This is a genomic window from Methylobacterium sp. OAE515 (assembly GCF_041806315.1).
In the GTDB taxonomy this organism is placed as follows: Bacteria; Pseudomonadota; Alphaproteobacteria; order Rhizobiales; family Beijerinckiaceae; genus Methylobacterium; species Methylobacterium tardum.
The window spans coordinates 2,104,670-2,119,965 of the sequence record NZ_JBGMUV010000001.1; the positions used below are offsets into that span (position 1 = coordinate 2,104,670).

Annotated in this window: 12 protein-coding genes; 2 read left to right on the forward strand and 10 right to left on the reverse strand. The window is 69.7% G+C overall.

Going from position 1 to position 15,296, the window contains the following annotated elements; all coding sequences use genetic code 11:
- Positions 1-24: 24 nt before the first annotated feature.
- Both ABIE45_RS10330 and ABIE45_RS10335 read right to left on the reverse strand, forming a co-directional pair.
- A complete protein-coding gene (locus tag ABIE45_RS10330; RefSeq protein ID WP_192706631.1) occupies positions 25-1,428 on the reverse strand; it encodes a sigma-54 dependent transcriptional regulator in 1,404 nt (467 codons plus the stop codon).
- Positions 1,413-2,873 (reverse strand): HAMP domain-containing sensor histidine kinase, encoded by a 1,461-nt coding sequence (locus ABIE45_RS10335; RefSeq protein ID WP_192706632.1) that lies wholly within the window; start codon positions 2,871-2,873, stop codon positions 1,413-1,415. Before ABIE45_RS10335 ends, ABIE45_RS10330 begins: the two co-directional genes overlap by 16 nt.
- Positions 2,874-3,239: 366 nt before the next feature.
- On the opposite strand from ABIE45_RS10335, the gene ABIE45_RS10340 reads away from it, so the two are divergent.
- The gene (locus tag ABIE45_RS10340; protein ID WP_192706633.1) at positions 3,240-3,596 is read left to right on the forward strand and encodes an Hpt domain-containing protein; all 357 of its coding nucleotides are present in this window, start codon (positions 3,240-3,242) and stop codon (positions 3,594-3,596) included.
- Between the two features lie 74 nt (positions 3,597-3,670).
- Here ABIE45_RS10340 and ABIE45_RS10345 read toward each other — a convergent pair whose 3' ends face one another.
- From ABIE45_RS10345 to ABIE45_RS10380, 8 genes are all read right to left on the reverse strand, one after another.
- On the reverse strand, positions 3,671-4,900 hold the full coding sequence (locus ABIE45_RS10345; RefSeq protein ID WP_192706634.1) for a PAS domain-containing sensor histidine kinase: 1,230 nt from the start codon (positions 4,898-4,900) through the stop codon (positions 3,671-3,673).
- 256 nt (positions 4,901-5,156) lie between these two features.
- Positions 5,157-6,788, reverse strand: a complete 1,632-nt coding sequence (locus ABIE45_RS10350; protein ID WP_192706635.1) for an AarF/ABC1/UbiB kinase family protein — start codon at positions 6,786-6,788, stop codon at positions 5,157-5,159.
- Between the two features lie 148 nt (positions 6,789-6,936).
- Entirely contained in the window at positions 6,937-8,259 is a 1,323-nt protein-coding gene (locus ABIE45_RS10355; protein WP_192706636.1) for an MFS transporter, read from the reverse strand.
- A gap of 59 nt (positions 8,260-8,318) precedes the next feature.
- Positions 8,319-9,020, reverse strand: coding sequence for a substrate-binding domain-containing protein (locus ABIE45_RS10360; RefSeq protein WP_192706637.1), 702 nt, complete (start codon positions 9,018-9,020; stop codon positions 8,319-8,321).
- 235 nt (positions 9,021-9,255) lie between these two features.
- Positions 9,256-10,092 carry an NAD(P)-dependent oxidoreductase gene (locus ABIE45_RS10365; RefSeq protein ID WP_192706638.1) on the reverse strand — a complete coding sequence of 279 codons (837 nt, stop codon included), beginning with the start codon at positions 10,090-10,092 and terminating at the stop codon, positions 9,256-9,258.
- Between the two features lie 31 nt (positions 10,093-10,123).
- Positions 10,124-11,419: an MFS transporter gene (locus ABIE45_RS10370; RefSeq protein WP_192706639.1), complete on the reverse strand. Its 1,296-nt coding sequence runs from the start codon at positions 11,417-11,419 to the stop codon at positions 10,124-10,126.
- 190 nt (positions 11,420-11,609) lie between these two features.
- Positions 11,610-12,680 carry a lactonase family protein gene (locus ABIE45_RS10375; RefSeq protein WP_192706640.1) on the reverse strand — a complete coding sequence of 357 codons (1,071 nt, stop codon included), beginning with the start codon at positions 12,678-12,680 and terminating at the stop codon, positions 11,610-11,612.
- A gap of 13 nt (positions 12,681-12,693) precedes the next feature.
- Complete coding sequence (locus ABIE45_RS10380; RefSeq protein WP_192706641.1) at positions 12,694-14,001, reverse strand: alpha-hydroxy acid oxidase; 1,308 nt, start codon at positions 13,999-14,001, stop codon at positions 12,694-12,696.
- A 173-nt stretch (positions 14,002-14,174) separates the two neighbouring features.
- On the opposite strand from ABIE45_RS10380, the gene ABIE45_RS10385 reads away from it, so the two are divergent.
- Positions 14,175-15,215, forward strand: a complete 1,041-nt coding sequence (locus ABIE45_RS10385) for a LacI family DNA-binding transcriptional regulator (RefSeq protein ID WP_192706642.1) — start codon at positions 14,175-14,177, stop codon at positions 15,213-15,215.
- The last annotated feature ends 81 nt before the right edge of the window (positions 15,216-15,296 follow it).

Consider the following 15,296-nt stretch of genomic DNA (forward strand, 5'->3'; position numbering starts at 1 on the left):
AAGATTCTGTGTACCGTGAGCGGCTTAGCCCGCCTCAGAGGGATCCGAAGCGTCGGGATTCACGACATCCCCTGTCGTGTCTCCCGACAGGTCGGCGCCCGGCGTGCCGAGGCCGTAGCGCTCGATCTTGGCGTAGAGGAGCTGGCGCTGGATACCGAGGCGGCGGGCTGCCCGGGCGCGGTTGCCGTCGGCCTCGCGCAGGGCGGCCGCGATCATGGTCCGCTCCAGCCGTGCTACGGCTCCGGGCAGGTCGCCGGAGAGCCAGTCCTGAAGTGATCCGTCACCGGCTCGCCGCTCGGGCCGGGCCGCCGGCAGGTCGATGTCGTCGGCCGCGATTACGCCACAGCGCACCAGCACGGCCGCCCGCTCCACCACGTTGCGCAACTCGCGCACGTTCCCCGGCCAGTCATAGGCCAGCAGGCGGGATGCCGCGCCGCCGCTCAGGCGCTTGCCCGACGGGGCCAGGAAATGCTCGGCGAGCGGCACGATGTCGGCGAGGCGCTCGCGTAAGGGCGGCAGGTCGATCGGCACGACGTTGAGCCGGTAGTACAGGTCGGCCCGAAAACCGCCCTCGGCCACGAGCGCAGGCAGGTCGCGATGCGTGGCGGCGACGAGACGGACATCGATCCGGGTGGAACGGCCGCCGAGCGGCGTCACGACGCAATCCTGGATGACGCGCAGGATCTTGGCCTGCATGGCCGCCGGCATGTCGCCGATCTCGTCCAGGAACAGCGTGCCGCCCTCAGCCTGATGAAAGGCCCCCGCGCGGTCCGCGGTCGCCCCGGCGAAGGCGCCGCGGACGTGGCCGAACAGCTCGCTCTCCAGCTGGTCTCCCGGGATGGCCGCGCAGTTCACCGGGATGAACGGCCGCGCCCGCCGTCGCGAGAAGGCGTGGAGGGCACGTGCCACCTCCTCCTTGCCGGTGCCGGTCTCGCCGCGGATCAGCACGGTGGACGCGGTGTCGGCCACGAGACCGATGGTCTTCTGCACCCGCCGCATGCTTTCGCTCGATCCGACGAGACCCGGATGGCCCGCATGCGCGGCTTGAGCGGCCGCGTCCGGCTGGGCATGCGCCAGCATCGCGTCGAGGGCGGCGGCGAGGTCCGAGCGGCCGATCGGCTTGGTGAGATGGTCATGGGCGCCCAGGCGCATCGCCTCGATCGTGTTGGCCGGGCTTGCGAAGGCGGTCAGGACGGTCACGGGTGGCCGGTCCGGCAGCGCGCAGATCCGCTCCAGCGTGGCCATACCGTCGAGATCGCCGGGCATCCGTAGGTCGAGGAGTACGGCCGCCACCGGGCCTTCCTGCAGCCGCGCGAGCGCCTCCGAGCCGGACGCCGCCGGCACGGGCGTGTGGCCGAGGTCGGCCACGGTCTCGGTGAGGCCTTCGCGGAGGGCTCGGTCGTCGTCGACGATCAGGATGGTCGCCATGGCAGGTCCAGACAGAAGGTGGTCTCCGGCGCGTTCTCGACCAGCCTGGCTGTGCCACGATGCGCCAGCGCGATCTCGCGCACGATCGCGAGGCCGAGGCCGGTCCCGTCGGGGCGGCCCGTGACGAACGGCTCGAACAGGCTGGGGTGGATCGCGGGATCGACCCCGGGACCGGTATCGCTGACGCGAAGCCGCAGACGCATCGTTCCATCGACCGTGTCCCGCGCGGCTCCGAGGCGGACACGGCCGCCGGCGGGCGTGTGTTGGAGCGCGTTCAGCAGCAGGTTGTCGAGCGCGCGCGCGACCTGGACCCGGTCGATATGCGGGTGGTCCGACTCTGGCAGACCGTCCGACACGGTTTCGATCCGGACGTTGCGGGCGGTCGCGAGATCCTCGTGCAGGCGCGCGCATTCGGCGAGCAGCTGTGCGATCGCGGTGGGCGTCCGGTGGAGCGGCCGCGCCTGGGTCAAGTTGAGGAGGTCGCGCAAAAGCGTGTCCACTCGCGCAATCTGGCCGAGCATGGCTTCGAGGGCCAGGGCGGCCCGGTTCGAGTCACCGCTAGCCAGGGCGTTCTCGGCCTTGAGCCGCATCGCGGCGATCGGGTTGCGGATCTCGTGCGCGATGCTCGCCGCCAGCCGGCCGGCGGTGGCCAGACGCTCGGCGGCCACGATCCGCGCCCGCGCGTCCCGGAGGCGCCCGCCCGCCGCATTCAGGGCATCGACCAGGCGGTCGAGTTCGCGCTCGCCGGTCGGTTCGAGCCGAGGCAGATCCTCACCGTCCGGCTGGGTCGCGAGCGCGGCTTCGAGCCGCGCGATCCGGCCGGAAAACCCGTACAGGAACCATCCGAGAAAGGCCGCCGACCCGAGCACCGTGGCGGTGAGGAAGCCGAGTCCCGCCAGGAAGCGCGTGTAGGTGGGGCCGTCGTTGACGCGGGCGCGGCCCATGGTCCAGGCGGTCAGCCCGGGCTCGGGTCCGTGCATGGGACAGGCATGAAGTAGCAGCACCTGCGTGCGGCTCGGCCGACGTTGCGGCACCGCATGGTCGACGCGCAACGCCTGGGCGTTGACGGCGGCGATCGTCTCGCGCTCGGCCGCCGGGAGATCCGTCTTCGGTCCGGTCCCTTCGTAGGTGGGATAGGCATAGGCGATCGAACCGTCCGAAGCGCTCCAGACTCCGCCTTCGACACCTCCGAAACCGCCGAGCGCCCCCTCGACCACGTCGGCGAGGTCACCTTCCGCCGTCCGCGCCCCACGGTTGCGGACCAGCGCGGCGTATCGGTCGATGATCGCGCGACAGGCCCGCGCCACCGCGACCTCCGCCTGAGCCACCTGCACGCCGGTCGACTGATTGTAGACGCCGTACATGAGGTAGGCCGTCGCGGCCGCGGAGGTCAGCAGCAGCACCCACAGGGCAAGAAGCCGCGCACGCAGGCTGTAGGCTGTCACGGTGCCGTCCGGTCAGACAAGCTGCGCGCTCCTCGACGGTTGTGCGCCGCCTGATTCGAATGCTTAGCACCGCCCGTCGCGGCGGCCACCAATCCGTCGGCAGAAGTCGTGGACAAGCACCGGCTTCATTGAGGTAACCAATGCAACTTTACGGTGAAGCCGGCGTCCGAAATCGGGGTGCGGCGCCTAAATAGCTTCGCGACAGTGCTTGCAAATCAGCGCGGTTCTGCGCAGGTTCCGCTGGAAGATTACGCTTCTTTTTCAAAACGTGGCACAGGCGGCGACAGGGTCCGCGTGACCGCGTTCCCGGGGCAAGAGCCCGAGGGTGGACCACCCTCGCATCATGCCCGGTACCGGAGACGGACGGTGTCACACGCGCTGGTGAATCGGGATGCGCTCGACGAGCTCACGGCCGCGATCGGCCGGGACAAGCTCGTCCGTATCCTCGACCGGTTCGTCGCCAGCCTCGTCACCGCCTTCGAGGGCCCCGATAGCGGACCGGCCGAGTACGGGCGCGAGGCGCATACCCTCGTGTCCATGTCGGGCATGCTCGGCTGCACACCCCTGTCTCTGGCATGCCGCGGTCTCGAGGAGGCCGCCAAGGCGGGCGACGACATCACGGGCTCGCTGATCGACCTTAGAATCCTCCGCGACCGGACGATCACGGCTCTCCGGGACATGCGGCCCGCGGTGGAACCGTCGATCCGGCTGGCGACCGGGTAACGGGTCCGCCGCATCGCCCATCCGAACGTCACGTCCGACCATGCGGCCGGGAACCGCGAGACACCGGTCCCTGGTCAAGCCGCCACCACGGCGTCGAGCGGCGCCTCGAAGGTCAGGACGGCCCCGGTGCGCGGGTACAGGAGCGTTGCCGTCCCGCCGAAGCCGTGGGCGAGACTCCTGGCGATCAGGCGGGTCCCGAATCCGGTTCGCGTCGGAGGGACGACCGGCGGTCCACCGGTCTCTTCCCAGCGGAACCGCAGAGCCGGACCGCGCTCCGTCTCGGTCACCTCCCAGGTGATGCCGACCCGACCGGCCGCTACGGAGAGCGCGCCGTACTTGGTGGCGTTGGTCCCGAGCTCGTGCAGCATGAGCGCCAGGGTCAGGCCGTGGCGCGCGCTCAAGGTCAGTTCGGGGCCTGCGACCGCGAACCGACCCAGGACGCCGTCGCCGTGCAGGGAGACGGCTCCGTCCACCAGGTCGGTCAGGGAGGCCCGGGCGAAGGAGCCCTGAAGCAGCACGTCGTGCGCCTTGGCGAGGGCCAGCAGCCGCGCCGACAGCGCCTCACCGGCCGCTTCCAGGGACACCGCGTTGCGCATGGTCTGGGCCGCGACAGCCTGGACCAGGGCCATGGTGTTCTTCATCCGATGCGCCAACTCCTGCATCAGAAGCGCCTGCCGGGACTCGGTCAGCTTCAGCTCGGTGATGTCGCGCGACACCGCGAGGATGCGCTCCGACCGATCGGGCGTCGCGCCGAGCGGCGTGACGGCGACGTCCCACCATCGCACCGTGCCGCCGGTCTCCAGCTCCGCCTGGAAGCGGCTCGGTCGGCCCGCGCGGGCCCGGTCCAGGGCGGCCGCCGCGGCTTCGCGATCCTCCGGACGGGTCCAGATCTCCATCCACAGGCGACCGACCGCGTCCGTCTCCTCGCACAGGCCGAAGAGCGCCGGCCCATCCTCGCTGCCCGTGATCAGGCGGCCGTCGCAGTCGAGCAGCTCGAGGTAATCGTTGGCCGCCTGATGCCGTGCGGAACGTGGCGCCCGTTGGTCATGGCCCGAAGTCATGTCCGAGCCTGAGCGCCGCGTCGGACCCGGCGGGGGCGGTTCGCGCCCGGCAGCGAGGCGGCCGGCCTCGACCCGGCTTGCTGCCTCGATAATGCGACCGAGCCGCCGGCTGCGCTGGCGCTCCCGGTCAGCCTGCGCGGTCGCCTGCGTCAGCAGGTCCCGGAGGCGGATGTTCTCTGCTTCGAGCGCGCCGAGGCGGCGCGTCGCCCCATCGGTCCACGGCAACACGATGCCCGCATCCATCGCCCGCCCCCTCTGGTTCCGGCAGGCGCCTGTGCGCGGCGCGCCGCCAGCCTTCCACCGATGGCAGGGCGCGGCGACGGATTGTCGAGAACTCGGCTACACCGACGGTTTAACCGCTTCTGGTGCATACCTCGTCCGCGACCCGGCGAATCGTTGGATGAGTTACGCTAACACGCCGCGGACGATAATCAAACGAGCCCGGTATTCGCCGCGGAGTCATAACTTAGGTTTGTAACAAGATCGGCGATCAAGTCGTCTACTTGTTACGCATCAGCAGCACGAGCCAGCCGATCCCGAGCACGAAAATAATTAATCCAATCGACACGAACACCGGCGTGCCGAGGTCGATCAGCCGCGGGGCGAGCTGGGTGGCGAAGGCGGCGACCACAAGCGCCACGGCGACGCGGGCGGCGGCGCGCTCGATGCCGCGGGTGACCTTGTCGAGCCCCTTGACCTCGATCTCGACCGTGACGCGGCCCTGCTTGAGGCGCACCAGCATCAGGTGGATCAGCGTCGGGAGCTCCGAGGCGGCCCCGTAGAGACCGACGCCCAGAGCCTCGGCCTTCTGCTTGAGGGCGGAGAGCGAGAACTGCGTCTGCATGCTCGCCCGGACCGTGGGACCGGCCGCGGCGAACAGGTCGAAATCCGGGTCGAGGTGGCGCATCACGCCGTCGGCGGTGACCAGCCCCTTGAACAGGATGGCGAGATCGGTGGGCATCGCGAGATCGTTCTCGCGGGCCATGTTCATGAAGTCGGTGAGCACGAGCCCCAGATTGAGCGGGATCGAGGAGTGGCTCTCCACGAAGGACTGGGCCGAGACCTGGAGGCGGGTCAGGTCCGGATTGCTGGTTCCGGTCCAGTCCAGAAGCACGGCCATCAGGCCGTCGGCGTCCTGCTTGAGCATGGCGCCGATCAGCACAAGGAGCTGGGAGCGCCGCCGCTGCGACAGCCGGCCGATGATGCCGAAATCGATGAAGCCGATGCGGTTGCCCGGCAGTGCCAGCATGTTGCCGGGATGCGGGTCGGCGTGGAACAGGCCCTCGATCAGCGCCATCCGCAGGAAGGCGTCGGTTCCCTTCTGGGCCAGCAGCTTCTTGTCGACACCGGCCGCCTTCAAGGCCGCCTCGTCGTTCGGCGGAATGCCGTGGATGAAGTCCTGCACGAGCACGCGCTCGGAGCAGTACTCCCAGTGGATCTTCGGGAAGACGATGTCGTCGCGGCCCTCGAAGATCTGGGCCAGCAGCTCGCAGTTGCGCGCCTCGTTGAGGAGGTCGAGCTCGCCGTTCAACCCTTCTGCGAGGTGGCGCATCTGCTCCCGCGGCTGATAGCGGGCCATGTCGGGCCACTCGTTCTCGACGATGCGGGCGCCGTGCGCCATCAGGCGCAGATCCGCCTCGATGATCTTGCGCAGGTTCGGGCGCAGGACCTTGACGATCACGTCCTCGCCCGAGTGCAGGCGCGCCCGGTAGACCTGGGCGATCGAGGCCGAGGCGATCGGGTTGGTGTCGAACTCGGCGAACACTTCCAGCGGCGAGCCGCCGAGATCCTGCTCGAGCTGCGGCCCGATCTGCTCCCACGTGACTGGTACGACCTGGCTGTGAAGCTTCTGCAGCTCCTCGGTCCAGGCGGGCGACAGGAGGTCGGGCCGGCTCGCCAGGACCTGCCCGAACTTGATGAAGGTCGGACCCAGCGCCTCGATCGCCCGCCGCAGGCGCTCGGGCTCGGACAGGCGGGTGACGTCGAGCCGGGGCTGGCGGCGCGGCAGCAGCGGCAGATAGCGCAGGCCGAGGCGGTCGACGACCCGCGTGACGCCGAAGCCGATCAGGATCGTCGCGATCTCGGACAGCCGCTGGCGGTCGCGGGCGGCAACGAAGGCTGTCTTCAGCATGGAGGGCGCGATCCGGTCCGACGGGATGAGGTGTCCGGACAGCACGAGCATAAGGACTTTTTTGCGGTCGCGAACCCGGGATGGCGAACCCTAGGGCGACTTCGGCGTCGCGGGTGGGGATCTGGGAGCGATCCCCACGCGGATTGCGTCAGGTGCGCGGCACCACCGCCGGGCCTGGAACCGGCGCCGGCTGGCGGGCATCGCCGAAGCGGGCATTGACCACCAGCAGGGTCACGATCACCGCCGAGAAGGCCAGTGCTGCCAGGAAGTACAGTCCGGCCTCGAAGCTGCCGCTGGTCTCGCGGATCCAGCCGACGATGGACGGCGCGACGAAGCCGCCGAGATTGCCCACGCAGTTGATCAGCGCGATGCCGCCGGCCGCCGCGCTGCCGGAGAGGAAGACCGGCGGCAGCGCCCAGAACGGCGCCTTGCCGCCGTAGAGGCCGGCTGCCGCCACCGCCATGAAGGCCACCGCCCAAAGCGAGCCCGTGGCGAAACCCGCGAGCGCCAGACCCGCCGCCGTGAGCATCAGGGCACTGGCCAGCGTCACCCGGCGGTCGTTGGTGCGGTCAGAGATCCAGCCGATGGTCAGGCCGCCGACCACCCCGAACACGTAAGGAACCGCGGTCATCAGGCCGGTCTGCATGTCGGACAGGCCGGTGCTCTTGAGGATCTGCGGCAGGAAGAACGCCAGCCCGAGATTGGCGCCGGTATTGGCGAAGTAGATGAACGACAGGGCCATCAGCCGCGGGTCGGCGAAGGCCTTGCGCAGGCTGGTTCCGTGGGTGGCCGCGACCGCCCGCTGCTCGGCGTCGATCACCGCCTGCAGGGCGGTGCGGTCCGCCGGCGCCAGCCACGCTGCGTCCTTGGGCCGGTCGGGGATGAGGGCGAGGAAGACGAAGCCGAACAGGGTGGTGGGCACGCCCTCCAGCAGGAACAGCCATTGCCAGCCCTTGAGGCCCAGGAGCCCGTCGAGCTGCATGATCGAGGTCGAGAGCGGTGCGCCGATCGCCAGGGAGACCGGGATCCCCACCGCGAAGGCGCCGAAGATCCGCGCCCGGTAGGCCTTGGGGAACCAGTAGGTGAGGTAGAGGATCACGCCCGGGTAGAAGCCGGCTTCGGCCGCGCCGAGCAGGAAGCGCAGGACAAGGAAGCTCGTCGAGCCCTGCACGAACATCATCGCCGCCGAGAGCAGGCCCCAGGTGATCATGATCCGGGCGATCCAGCGCCGGGCCCCGACCTTCTCCAGGATCAGGTTGCTCGGCACCTCGAAGAGGAAATAGCCGATGAAGAAGATCCCGGCGCCGAGGCCGAACACGGCCGGGCCGATGCCGAGATCGGCGTTCATCCGCAAAGCCGCGAAGCCGACATTGATCCGGTCGACATAGGCCATGACGTAGCCGATGAAGAGCAGCGGCATCAGCCTGAAGAAGACCTGCCGGACAATCCGGTCCTGTTCGTTCGGGGGCATCGTTTCCTCGTGAGACATCGTTCTGTTCGACCGGTTTCGCCGGATCGTCGCCGCGCCGGTCAGAAGGCCGGTTCGAGGCCGCTGGTCCGGTAGGCCTCGGCGGCCTGCGGCGTGGTCAGGCCCGCGAGGAAGCGCGCGGCACCCGCGCGGTCGGTCGCGCCGCGCATGATTGCGGCCGAGAAGGTCGTCATCTCCTGCACCGGATCGGGGAGGGGGCCGACCACCTCGATGCCCGGCACGACCATCAGCTCGCTGATCTGCTGAACCGCGATGTCGGCCTCGCCGGAGACCAGCTTCTCGGCCGTGAAGCCCTGCGGGATGATGGTCGCCCGGGCGTTCACCGCCTCGGCGAGCCCGAGCCGCGGCAGGAGCCCCGCGAAGTAGATCCCGCTCGCGCCGGTGCGCGAGTAGGCGACGGAGCGCGCCTCGACCAGTGTCCGCTTGAGCGCCTCCACGGTCGAGATGTCCGGGTGCTTTGCCCCGGCCTTCACGGCGATGCCGTAGCGGGAGCGCACCGCGTCGACCCGGCTCTCCGCCTCGACTTTGCCCTCCGCTATCAGGCGGTCCATGGCGTCCGACAGGACGAAGACCGCGTCGGCGGTGGCGCCGGCCTCAATCTCCTTCATGATCACCGCAGTCGGCGCCCAGTGGATCGCCGCCCGGCCACCGGCCGCCTCGAAGGCCGGCACCACGTGCGCGTCGAAGGCGCCCCGCACCACGAGGGCACATTTCAATCGGGTCGCGGTCTGCTCGTCTGCCATATCGTGTCTCATCACTTCATCTGAGAGCCGGTCGCCCGACGTTCCGCCGGGTCGCACACGCGTGTCTTGGGTTGCCCGCCTACGGCCTCATCCTGAGGTGCCGGAGCGCAGCGGAGGCCTCGAGGGAGGGGTCCAGAGAGCGCTGCGATCCCTGGAGCCCTCCCTCGAAGCCCGCTTCGCGGTCACTTCAGGATGAGGGCGGTGAAAGGGGATTGGCGGTTCGATCCTCCTGTCATCACCGCGGAGGTTCGCTGCGGGAATAGTCGAGGGCGGTGAAGCCGCCGCCCTGGTAGCGCTCGGCCACCGGGTTGCCGCTGGTTTTTCCCTCCAGCGCCGCCGCGTAGGAATCGGCGCTGTCCTGCGGCGCCCAGCCGATGGTTTCGCGGCCGTCCCGACGCCACCAGGTCATGCGGCTGTTCTTCGAGGCGCCCCAGATCACGGCCGTCCCGGAGGGGCCGAGGGTCGGGGCCAGGGTGGCGCGCATGACCAGGCGGGTCATGTCGCCGTAGGAGAGCCACGTGGCGAGCATCCGCGCATCGGTCGGCTCGGGGAAGCAGGAGCCGATGCGCAGGAAGACGCTCTCGACGCCGTGCTTGTGGCGATACAGGCCGCCCATCATCTCGCCGTACGCCTTAGACAGGCCGTAATAGCCGTCCGGCGCCAGGGCGCAGTCGTCATCCAGCACCTCGGTCCGCTCGTGGAAGCCAATGGCGTGGTTCGAGGAGGCGAAGACCATCCGGGCGCCCTCGCGGCGCGCGGCCTCGTAGGCGTGATAGAGGCCGCGGATATTCGGGCCGATCACCGTCTCGAACGGGTGCTCCACCGAGATCCCGCCGAAATGGAGGATCGTGCCGCAGCCCTCCGCGAGCCGCAGGATCGCCGGCCCGTCCTCAAGGTCGGCGAGCTGGAAGCGCGATCCCTCAGGCAGCGGGTCCGGGAAGGGCACCCGGTCGGTGAGTCGGAGCGTCCAGCCCTGCTCTTCGAGCGCCCGCGTGAGCACGCGCCCGAGGGCGCCCGAGGCCCCGGTCAGGAGGACGGGTTTCTGCGGGACGGTGTCGGCACGCGTGCTCATGGTCTGGCCCTCCGGGATCAGGCGGTCTCGATCAGGCGGTCTTGGCCGCATTCAGGGGATGGGCCGCTTCCGGAAGACGGGGGCGGCGCACGAAGATCGCCATGGCGATCACGCCGGCTGCGGCGATCAGGGCGGCGATGACGAAGGCGCTGGCGTAGCCGCCGAGATACTGGACGGCGAGCCCGGTCGCGGTCGGTCCGACGATGCCCGAGATGTTGCTGAGCAGGTGGATGAAGCCGCTCACCCCACCGACCCGCGCCTCCGGCACCAGCTCGTGGATCGTCGCCCAGCAGGACTGCACCGAGCTCGTCAGCATCAGGACGGCCAGCGCGATCAGCGCAACGGCGGCGGCGGCGTTCGGCGCGGCATTGACGGCGATCAGCGCCACGCCCGCGATGGCGAGCGGCACGATCGTGGTGAGCTTCCGGGCGGCCAGCTTGTCGCCCATGCGCTTGTACAGGTGATCGGCAACGATACCCCCGCCGACATAGCCGACGAAGCCGCAGGCCCACGGGATCGAGGCCACGAGCGCCATCTGCTGCACCGGCATGTGCAGGGCGTCAGTCAGGTAGCTCGGGAGCCACGAGAGAAAGATGTAGAGGGTGTAGTTCACCGCGAACATGCCGAGTCCCAGCGACAGGGTGCTGGGCAGGAACAGGTACTCCCGCAGGGACCGCGCGTGATCGGACGGCGCGAGATGGGTCACGGCCCGGCTGCGCTCGACGAGGGCGATCTCCTCCGGGCCGACCCGCGGATTGTCCTGCGGCCGGTCGGTCATGAGGAGCCGCCACGCCACGACCCAGAGCAGGCCGACGGCGCCGATGGCGACGAACGCCACCCGCCAGCCGTACTGGATCGCCAGCAGGCCGACGACGGGAGCCGCGACGGCGCTGCCCACGGTCTGGCCCGAGAAGGTGAAGCCGATCGTCCGGGCGGTCTCCTCGCGCGGGAACCACGTGGTGATGGTCCGGTTCGTGGTCGAGTTCATCGGCCCCTCGGCGAAGCCGAACAGGGCGCGGACCACGAACATCTGGGCGAAGCCGGTCACCGCGCCGGTGAGCATGCACAGGATCGACCACGAGGCGGCGGCCCAGCTGTAGACGCTGCGCGGGCCGTAGCGGTCGGCGAGCTGGCCGCCCACGAAGGCGAAGATCGCGTAGCCGAAGAAGAAGGTGCTGAAGATCACCCCCAGCTCCGAGGGCGACAGGTTAAGGTCCTGCTTGACGAACGGCGCCGCAACGCCGAGCGCCGCGCGGTCCATGTAGTTGATGATCCCCGCAATGAACAGAAGGAACGCGATCAGAAACCTGTAGCGCTTGGCAAACATGGGATTTCCTCCGGGTAGATCATGTTTTTATTTGTATCTTCGTCGAACAGCTTTTGATCGATCTCTTGAAAAGCGTCGTCCTCGAGAGTGGAGTTAGGCGACCCAGGGCAGCGCGACGTCGGTGAACATCCTGCAACCCTGAATTGTCTTGCTTCGCGCGGAAGGACGACCGCGCATCCGGATGTCTCCGTCACAGGAACGCGATCGTGCAGGGGCTGAGGCTCGTGCGCGTGCCCGTCCGGGACAGGTCGCCGGTGGCGGGGTCGATAGTGAACTCGACGAGGCTGTCGCCCTGCTCGTTGGCGACGAGCAGGTGCTTGCCGTCGGGTGCGAGCGTCATGAAGCGCGGGTCGCGGCCGCCGGACGGCGTCCAGCCGGTCGGGTCGAGCCGCTCGGCGGCGTCCTCCAGGCGGAAACGGGCGATGCCGTCCTGACCGCGGTTTGAGGCGTAGACGAAGCGCCCGCAGGGCGTGACCACGATCGCCGCGGCCGTGCTCGCGCCGAAGAAGTCCGGGGGCAGGGTCGGCACGAGATGCAGGGGGACCAGTGTCCCGGTCGCCTCGTTCCAGCGGCAGGTCGCGACGCTCGAGTCCAGCTCGTTGACCAGGAAGGCGAGGGGGCGGCGCGGGTGAAACCCGATGTGGCGCGGGCCGGCCCCGGGGCGCATCACCGTTTCCGACACGAGCGCGAGCCGGTCGCCGTCGAGCCGCAGGACGAAGACGCGGTCGAGACCCTTGTCGGGGACGAGCACGTGGCTGCCGCCCGGCGACACGACCACGTGGTGCGGGTGGGCGCAGGCCTGCTCAGTCCGATGCGGGCCGGGATCGCCCGGGAGCGGCAGGACGTGGCTCGCTGGTTCGAGTCCGCCGTCAGCGCGCACCGGCAGCAGTGCCACCGAGCCGCTGGCGTAATTGGCGACGATCAGGAAGCGCCCGCTCGGGTCGAGGGATTGGTGCACGCTGTTGGTGCCGCCGGTAGCCGCGCTTCCGAGCGTGCGCAGGCTTCCGTCGGCCTCGGCCGCGAAGGCGCTCGCCGCCTCGCCGTCGCCCTGAACGGTGTACACCACGGCACGCGCCGGATCGGTCACGAGGAAGGACGGGTTCGTCAGCCCGTCCACCCGCCCGAGATGGGTCCAGCCCTCCAGGCTGGCGCCGGTGCGGTACACGTCGATGCCCTGTCCGCGCGCCCTGCGGCGCTCGGTGGTGAAACAGCCGACGAAGGCGAGACCGAGCGGGGCAGGGCGGAGCGCGGCATCGGGCATGGCGATCTCCGGCTCAGCCCCGACGCGGGACGCGGCGCAGGAACTTGGGATTGAGCTCCGATAGGCGGTTCACCCCGATCAGCGCCATGTCGCGGTTCAGTTCCTCCTTGAGGATCCGCATCGCGTGCTCGACGCCCGCGACCCCGCCCAAAGCTGCGGCGAACATGAAGGGTCGGCCGAGCAGGACGAAGTCGGCGCCCAGCGCCAGCGCCTTCATCACGTCGGTGCCCCGGCGGATGCCGCTGTCGACAATGATCTTGAGGTCGCCTTTCCGGGCGGCGATCTCCGGCAGCACGTCGAGGGGCGCGATGGCGTAGTCGAGCTGCCGCCCGCCATGGGTCGAGAGGATCACGCCGTCGGCGCCGCATGCGCGGGCGATCTCGACATCTTCCGGGGCGAGCAGCCCCTTCACCAGCAGGTTGCCCGACCAGCGTTTGCGGATCGCCTCCAGGTTCTTCCACGAGAGCTGGTCACGGGCGATGGTGTTGCGCACCGCCCCTTGCGACATCATCGGGGGGCCGCGCTCGGCCTCGGTGTTCTCGAAATGCGGGGCGCCGTGCTTGAGGAAGGTCCGGGCCACGGTGCCGAGCAGCCAGCGCGGATGGGTCGCGCTCTGCCACGCGACCTTCGGCGTGACCTTGATCGGCATGGAGAAGCCGCTGCGGGTGTTGTGCTCGCGGTTGCCGAGCGTCGGCGTGTCGGCGGTCACCACGAAGGTGCGGTAGCCGGTGGCTTCCACGCGGTTGAGCAGGCGGTCGATCCGGTTCTGGTCGCCCGGCAGGTAGCCCTGGAACCAGGCCTGCGGATTCTGGTCGTGGACATCCTCCAGCTTGATCAGCGACGAGGCGCTCAGGCACATCGGCATATTCATGCGCTTGGCCGCCTCGGCCAGGACGAGATCGCCCCGGTAGGCGATGAAGGCGGCTCCCCCGAGCGGCCCGATCCCGAAGGGCGCCGCGTAGGTCTGGCCGAACAGCTCGGTGGTGGTGTCGCGCGCCGAGGTATCGCGCATCAGCCGCGGCACGAGGGCATAGTCGGCATAGGCACCGCGGCTGTGCGCCAAGGCCGAGCCGGTCTCGACCCCGCCGGACACGTACTGGAAGATCATCGGCGGCAGCAGCCGTCGCGCGTGGCGCTCGAAATCGTCCAGCGCCAGCAGGTCGCGGAACCGGTAGGGCGTGACGGCGTCGCTGCGCTTGAGGCTGGTCACGATCGCCTGCGGCGCGGCGATGCCCGCGGCCGTGGCATCCGCCCCGCCCACCGTCGGCGCCTCGCGTTCCGGTGACCCCAGGCCGGAGGCCGGCCGGTCGAGCGTCGCCATCCGCTCCTCCCTGTAGACCGTCGCGCCGGACGGCTTTTGAAAGCGCTTTCAGATAGTCAGGCGGTGCGAGGAGTGTCAATATACTGCCTGTCCGAGTCGGCGCACACGCCGAGAAGGGGGCTGAGCCGTCGCGCGACAGGCGAAGCCGGGTGACAGGGGAGCGGTCGATTTCAGTGCTGGATCTGCGGGGCGACATCCTCGAGCCACCGTCGCGCAGCCCGGTCGCGCGGGACGTGGCCCGCCGCGCCGGCGTCTCGACCGCCACCGTGTCCCGGGTTCTCAACGGCTCCGCCGGGGTGCGGGCCGATAAGCGCGAGGCGGTGATGCGGGCCGCGCAGGATCTCGGCTTCGTCGCGAACGGTGCGGCCCGGGCGCTCTCGACCCGCCGGTTCATGGCCGTGGGTGCGGTGGTCCCCAACATCGAGAACGAGGCCTTCGTGCGCGTTCTGTCGAGCTTCCAGGACCGGCTGCGGCAGGCGGGCTACACCCTAGTCGCCGCCAATGCCGGCTACGACCTGGAGGACGAATTGCGGGAGGCGACCTTCCTGCTGGAGCGGGGCGTCGACGGGCTGATGCTGGTCGGCGACATCCACCACCCGGACCTCTACGCCCGCATCGCCAGCACCGGTATTCCGATGGTGCAGACCTTCAGCCTGTCGCGGGAGCGCCCCTGCGTCGGGTTCGACAACGCCGCCTCGGCGGCCCGGGCGGCCAACTACCTGATGGATCTGGGCCATTGCCGGATCGGGGTGATCTCGGGCCTGCGCAAGGACAACGATCGCGGCGGGGCGCGCGTAAACGGCATCGCGCAGGCGCTCGCGGACCGCGGCCTGCGACTCGCGCCGGAGCACGACATCGAGATCTCCTACGGGATCGGCGGCGGCCGCGACGGCTTCCGTCAGATGCTCGCGAGCGGTCCGCCACCCACCGCGATCATCTGCGGCACCGACCAGATCGCCTTTGGCGCGATGATCGAGGCCCGCGCCCGCGGCCTCGCCATTCCGGGCGACCTGTCGGTGATCGGTCACAACGATTCCGACTTCGCGCCCTTCCTGGATCCGCCCCTGACCACGATCCGGATCCACTCTGCCGAGATCGGCCACGCCGCCGGCGATCACCTGATCGCCCGGATCCAAGGTCGCCCGGTGGTGCGCCTCACCGAGATCGACGCCGAACTGATCCTCCGCGCGAGCACAGCGCCGCCCCGGCGCTAGGTCTTCGGGCCTAGCTTGCGTTATCTTGCTCCCTGTTTGAAATCGCTTACAAGTCGATCGATGGCGCTTCGGCCCGGTGCC

What these genes read in the sequence shown, in the direction of transcription:
- ABIE45_RS10345 (WP_192706634.1), bottom strand. Translation starts at nt 4,900, where the DNA reads ATGGATGCGGGCATCGTGTTGCCGTGGACCGATGGGGCGACGCGCCGC.
- ABIE45_RS10350 (WP_192706635.1), bottom strand. Translation starts at nt 6,788, where the DNA reads ATGCTGAAGACAGCCTTCGTTGCCGCCCGCGACCGCCAGCGGCTGTCC.
- ABIE45_RS10360 (WP_192706637.1), bottom strand. Translation starts at nt 9,020, where the DNA reads ATGGCAGACGAGCAGACCGCGACCCGATTGAAATGTGCCCTCGTGGTG.
- ABIE45_RS10355 (WP_192706636.1), bottom strand. Translation starts at nt 8,259, where the DNA reads ATGCCCCCGAACGAACAGGACCGGATTGTCCGGCAGGTCTTCTTCAGG.
- ABIE45_RS10375 (WP_192706640.1), bottom strand. Translation starts at nt 12,680, where the DNA reads ATGCCCGATGCCGCGCTCCGCCCTGCCCCGCTCGGTCTCGCCTTCGTC.
- ABIE45_RS10370 (WP_192706639.1), bottom strand. Translation starts at nt 11,419, where the DNA reads ATGTTTGCCAAGCGCTACAGGTTTCTGATCGCGTTCCTTCTGTTCATT.
- ABIE45_RS10365 (WP_192706638.1), bottom strand. Translation starts at nt 10,092, where the DNA reads ATGAGCACGCGTGCCGACACCGTCCCGCAGAAACCCGTCCTCCTGACC.
- ABIE45_RS10330 (WP_192706631.1), bottom strand. Translation starts at nt 1,428, where the DNA reads ATGGCGACCATCCTGATCGTCGACGACGACCGAGCCCTCCGCGAAGGC.
- ABIE45_RS10380 (WP_192706641.1), bottom strand. Translation starts at nt 14,001, where the DNA reads ATGGCGACGCTCGACCGGCCGGCCTCCGGCCTGGGGTCACCGGAACGC.